The sequence below is a fragment of the Streptomyces sp. AC555_RSS877 genome (genome assembly GCF_019049245.1).
In the GTDB taxonomy this organism is placed as follows: domain Bacteria; phylum Actinomycetota; class Actinomycetes; order Streptomycetales; family Streptomycetaceae; genus Streptomyces.
Genome location: NZ_JAGMUK010000179.1, coordinates 1 through 3,827 on the forward strand (window position 1 = coordinate 1; position 3,827 = coordinate 3,827).

2 protein-coding genes and 3 pseudogenes are annotated in these 3,827 nt (G+C 67.7%); 3 read left to right on the top strand and 2 right to left on the bottom strand.

Going from position 1 to position 3,827, the window contains the following annotated elements; translation table 11 throughout:
• A pseudogene (locus KUM49_RS49170) lies at positions 1 to 195 on the top strand (TetR/AcrR family transcriptional regulator); the annotation flags it as partial.
• Positions 196 to 439: 244 nt separating this feature from the next.
• On the opposite strand, the pseudogene KUM49_RS38410 reads toward KUM49_RS49170, so the two are convergent.
• A pseudogene (locus KUM49_RS38410) lies at positions 440 to 649 on the bottom strand (transcriptional regulator); the annotation flags it as partial.
• Between the two features lie 472 nt (positions 650 to 1,121).
• Positions 1,122 to 1,475 (bottom strand): helix-turn-helix transcriptional regulator, encoded by a 354-nt coding sequence (locus tag KUM49_RS38415; RefSeq protein ID WP_060895109.1) that lies wholly within the window; start codon positions 1,473 to 1,475, stop codon positions 1,122 to 1,124.
• A 169-nt stretch (positions 1,476 to 1,644) separates the two neighbouring features.
• Here KUM49_RS38415 and KUM49_RS38420 point away from each other — a divergent pair, with 169 nt between their 5' ends.
• Both KUM49_RS38420 and KUM49_RS49175 read left to right on the top strand, forming a co-directional pair.
• Positions 1,645 to 2,991, top strand: a complete 1,347-nt coding sequence (locus KUM49_RS38420; protein ID WP_217241590.1) for an aldehyde dehydrogenase family protein — start codon at positions 1,645 to 1,647, stop codon at positions 2,989 to 2,991.
• A 513-nt stretch (positions 2,992 to 3,504) separates the two neighbouring features.
• A pseudogene (locus tag KUM49_RS49175) lies at positions 3,505 to 3,827 on the top strand (alkene reductase); the annotation flags it as partial.

Below are 3,827 nucleotides of genomic sequence, written 5' to 3' on the forward strand. Positions count from 1 at the left end.
ACGCGCCGGTTCCAACAGGCGGTGGACACCGGTGACCTTCCGCCTTCCACAGATCCTCATCTTCTCGCGCTCTACCTGAGAACAGTCGCCAATGGGATTGCCGTCCAGGCCGCGAGTGGTAGTTCCCGCCCTGAGCTGCTGCAAGTCGCGAACCTCGCGTTGGGCAGCTGGCCAAAGCCGCAGTCAGCTGGTTAGCCCGGGACCTGATGTCGACGCGGCAGACGTGCGGGGAGAAGTCAGCCCGCCGGAACCTGTACGAGGAGGCCATCCGCCAGCCGGCCCTCGAAGCGACGCCCTGCGCAGCGGCGGCACCGTTCTTCCGCTGCCCACCCGCAGCACGCCCGCGCCGTCCTGAGTCCGACACCGGCCCCGGAGGCGTCTGGCGTGCGAAGGGACGCTGGGCGTGGCGCGCAGCCAACTACCGATGATCAACTGTTCATCAAGCCGTGCGTGCCGACGGCATCACCGCTCCCGCCCTTGTCGCGTCGGTGCCCCATATGGCCAGCAGTCGTAGTGCATCCGCCGACGGGGAACCGGGTTCGGCGTAGTACGCCGCCAGCGTCTGTTCGTGGTCGTTGGCCCTGTGGAATACCTCGAGGCGGAGATCGAGTTCGCCTACGAGCTGGTGGTGCAGGCGCTGGATGCCGTGGCACACCATCGGCCGGGTGCAGTGCGTGCGTTGCTCAGTACCGGTCTCCTCGAGGCGCCAGGAGAAGCACCTGCCGGTGACGGTCATCGGGAACTCGTCGACGACCAGAACGTGGCGCGGGATCTTGCAGTACGCGAGTTTCCCGGTGGCGTAGGCGCGGAGAGTCCCGGCCGTCACCTCACCGGCGCCAGCTTGCCCCAGGCGCAGAGTTCTTCGCGCACCCTTGTGCACAGGCGGTCAGTGACCAGTACGTGTAAGCGGGGACGTCGGAGCCGGTGGCGAATCGCCTTGCCGGGGCGCGGGTTACTGCCGCTCGGCGCACGCGCGTCGGGCGGCCGGCCTCGCCGGCTCGGCCGTGACCTGGTCGACGCGGCGCCCTGGGTGTCGTTCGACGGGATCGAAGCCGGCCGCAACCCGGACACCTGGCTGCGGTGGGTCCGGTTCGTCGCGGCCACGGAGGGGTGCCGGAGCGTCAGGCGCACTCGGCGTTCACGTAGGGCTCCACGCGGCCGACGCTCTCCTTGAGGACGAGGTCGAGCAGTCCGGGGAACCGCTGGTCCAGATCTTCCTTGCGCAGCGTGTTGAAACGGCGGGTGCCGACATCGTGCTGCCGGATGAGACCCGCCTCGCGCAGGACGCGGAAGTGGCGGGTGAGTACGGACGCGGTGACGTCCTGCGTGAAGCCGCTGCAGGCCAGACCGGGGGAGACGGAGAGGGTGACGACGATGGTGAGCCGGGTCTCGTCGGTCAGCGCGCTCATGATCTTGAAGAGGTCGAGGTCGTCCGTGTCGGGGTGGACGAGGGGTGACGAGGTGCGACTGGCCATGAGGAAAGAATAACCCCTGCCCCATGTTCGCGTTAGCGCGTACATGGGCTACAGTGAAGGCACGGATTGACCCTTCATCCGTCATCCACCCGGTTGCCCATCACCGGTACCACGGCATGCCGCGAACGCCTTTGACGGTGCGGCCTGCATCAAGAACGGAGCACACCCCATGACCACAACACAGGCAACCGAGCCGAGGACGCACCGGACCGAAACGGCCGCGGAGGTGGTCGGCCGCCTTCGTGCGACGTTCAACACCGGCGTCACCCGCCCACTGGACTGGCGCGTCAGTCAACTGCAGCGGCTGCGGGCACTGCTGGTCGAGAACGAGCAGGAACTGATCGAAGCCCTCTGGAAGGACCTGAGGAAGAACCCCGCCGAGGCGAAGACGCAGGAGATCGACTTCACCGTCGCCGACATCGACGAGACGCTGGCGAACCTCGAGAACTGGCTTCAGCCCCGCCCGGTGGAGGTTCCCGCCCACTTCGGTCCCACGACAACGGCATACACCACGTACGACCCGCTCGGGGTCGTCCTGGTGATCGCTCCGTGGAATTTCCCGCTGCACCTTCTCATCGACCCCATCATCGGCGCGCTGGCCGCCGGGAACACCGTGGTGGCCAAGCCGAGCGAGATGTCGGTGCACACCTCGGCAGTGGCGTCACGCCTCCTGCGTGAGTACTTCGACGCCGATGTGCTCACCGTCGTCGAGGGGGGCGCCGAGGAGACCACGGCCCTGCTGGCGCAGCGTTTCGACCACATCTTCTACACCGGCAACGGCACGGTCGGCCGGATCGTCATGGCCGCAGCCGCCAAGAACCTCACCCCCGTCACGCTCGAACTCGGGGGCAAGTCACCGGTCTTCGTGGCACCTGACGCCGACGTGGACGAGACCGCCAAGCGGCTGGTCGGCGCCAAGTTCGGCAACGCGGGCCAGCAGTGCATAGCCCCGGACTATGTTCTGGCTGATCCTGCCACCGCCGCCGCACTGGTCCCCGCCCTGCGTGCGGCGGTCGAAGCCCAGTTCGGCACCACCCCGCAGACCACGGCCGACTTCGGCCGGATCATCAACGAGCGGCACTTCGACCGGCTCACCCGTCTGCTGGACTCCGGCCGGGCGGCGGTGGGGGGCCGGCACGACCGCGACGACCTGTTCATCGCACCGACCGTGCTCACCGATGTCGACCCCGCATCGCCGGTCATGCAGGAGGAGATCTTCGGTCCGATCCTCCCCGTCGTCGAAGTCGAAGACCTCGATGCCGCCATCGCCTTCATCAACGAACGCGACAAGCCCCTCGCCCTCTACGCCTTCACCACGTCCGAGGCCACCAAGTCGCGCCTGGTGAACGAGACGTCCTCCGGCGGCGTCGCCTGGGGCCAGCCGGTGATGCAACTGCTCATGCCCGGCCTGCCCTTCGGCGGCGTCGGCGAAAGCGGCATGGGCCGCTACCACGGTCGGTACTCCCTCGAGACGTTCAGCCACCTCAAGGCCGTCGCGGACGTACCGCTCAGCTAGCCTCGCGCTTTCCTGAAGCAGGCTGTCCGATGGGCGATCGGCCGGCGGAAATGCCTCAGGCCGGTGAGAATGAGGAGCACTGAGATCGCTGTTCCCGCCACCGCCGCAAGCGCGTTCCAGGTGAAGCCGTGTATCGGTCCTCTTCGCGGGGGCGCGTCGAGGGAGTCGGTCGCGGCGCGGCCTGCAGACACCGATCCGTACCGACGCCGGCGGCGGCACTTATGACTTCGTCGCCTGGCTGGCTGGCTGGCTGCTGATCGTGCGCAGGGAGCGAACGCCCTTACTCCGGCGGGCAGTTGCGCTTGAACGGCGTCGACGCCGACGGCATGCGGTTCTCACTGCGTGCGCCGCCAACACCACGCACACCCCGATCGCGGTCATGGAACCGCGTCACCGTCAGCGGGCCCGCGCCTGCCTGAGGACCGCATCCGCGCCTCCGCCGGGACAGCGTGGACCCCCTGCGTCGCAGACCTTCCTCCCGTTTTCCTCCGTATTGCAGAAAGAAAGAAACCCATGACTGTCAACATTTCAGAAGTTTCGCCCGTTCCATCACTTTTCTCCCCCGTCTCTCTCGGGAAGATCGAGCTCGCCAACCGCATCGTCATGGCACCGATGACCCGGGTCCGGGCCGGTTCCTCCGGCATTCCCGGGGATCTGATGGTCGAGTACTACCGGCAGCGGGCGAGCGTCGGGCTGATCATCGCCGAGGGCACCTACCCCGACCACGCGTCGCAGGGCTATGTCGGTGAGCCGGGCATCGCCACCGACGAGCAGGCGGCCGGCTGGCAGCGGGTGTTCGAGGCGGTGCACGCCGAGGGCGGCCGCATCGTCCTGCA

Bases quoted from the DNA above. Each gene is read 5' to 3' on its own strand.
- KUM49_RS38415 (WP_060895109.1), bottom strand. From the start codon at position 1,475: ATGGCCAGTCGCACCTCGTCACCCCTCGTCCACCCCGACACGGACGAC.
- KUM49_RS38420 (WP_217241590.1), top strand. From the start codon at position 1,645: ATGACCACAACACAGGCAACCGAGCCGAGGACGCACCGGACCGAAACG.